Raw genomic sequence first — 1084 nt, 5'->3', positions numbered from 1 at the left:
CAGAATGCCTGAAAACTCCTCTCGTCTGGAGTTGAGCGGATCGCGACAATTTACATCTTGGCTAGCCCAACAGCACCTGAGCCTAGCCTTCACAACCTATCAAGCCGGAAAAGTATTTTGGATTGGGCTACAACCCAACGGCCAGCTATCGGTCTTTGAACGCACCTTTGAACGCTGTATGGGCTTGACCGTCCATCACAATAGCCTCTACCTCAGTACGCTCTATCAACTGTGGCGTTTTGAAAATAGTCTCAGTCCTAGCCAAAACTACCAGGGCTACGATGCCGTCTATGTGCCGCAGATGTCTTACATCACCGGTGATTTAGACATCCATGATGTGGTCATGGCTGAAGGCAATCCCCGCCCAGTTTTTGTCAATACACTGTTTAGCTGCTTAGCAACTGTCAGTGAAACCCATAGCTTTGTCCCCTTGTGGCAACCGCCGTTTATCAGCAAGCTAGCTGCTGAAGATCGCTGTCATCTCAACGGGTTGGCACTACGGGATGGAAAACCGCGCTATGTGACCAGCGTGAGCCGCAGTGATGTGGCTGATGGCTGGCGCGACCATCGCAGCGATGGCGGTTGTGTGATTGATATTGAGAGTAATGAAATCATTGCCACAGGGCTATCGATGCCCCATTCACCCCGGTGGTATGGCGATCGCCTCTGGCTGTTGAACTCCGGAACTGGCGAGTTTGGCTATGTGGATACCGCAACCGGCCAGTTTGAAGCGGTGACCTTTTGCCCCGGCTATCTGCGCGGCTTAGCGTTTGCCGGAGACTTCGCCATTGTTGGCTTATCAGAACCACGACACAACAAAAGTTTTCAAGGGTTGCCGCTAGATGCTCCCCTAGCAAAGAAGGGAGCCGAACCGCGTTGTGGGATTGGGGTGATAGACCTGCGCAGTGGCGATCTGGTGCATACATTGCGCATTGAAGGAACGGTTTCAGAACTCTATGACGTGGTGACGATTCCTCGCGTGCAGCGCCCCATGGCGATCGGCATTCGCTCCGATGAAATCCGCCATGTGATTTCCATGGGAGAGGCGTGACGGAATCTCGGCACCCTGAAGCGGTGGACAGCA

1 protein-coding gene is annotated in these 1084 nt (G+C 53.3%); it reads left to right on the top strand.

Going from position 1 to position 1084, the window contains the following annotated elements; genetic code table 11:
- Window positions 1-1051: TIGR03032 family protein (locus V6D20_00435; GenBank protein ID HEY9814263.1), on the top strand; the 1051-nt coding region annotated here is incomplete at its 5' end.
- Between the last annotated feature and the right edge of the window lie 33 nt (window positions 1052-1084).

Source organism: Candidatus Obscuribacterales bacterium, assembly GCA_036703605.1.
In the GTDB taxonomy this organism is placed as follows: domain Bacteria; phylum Cyanobacteriota; class Cyanobacteriia; order RECH01; family RECH01; genus RECH01.
This window is presented reverse-complemented; position numbering and strand designations above follow the sequence as displayed.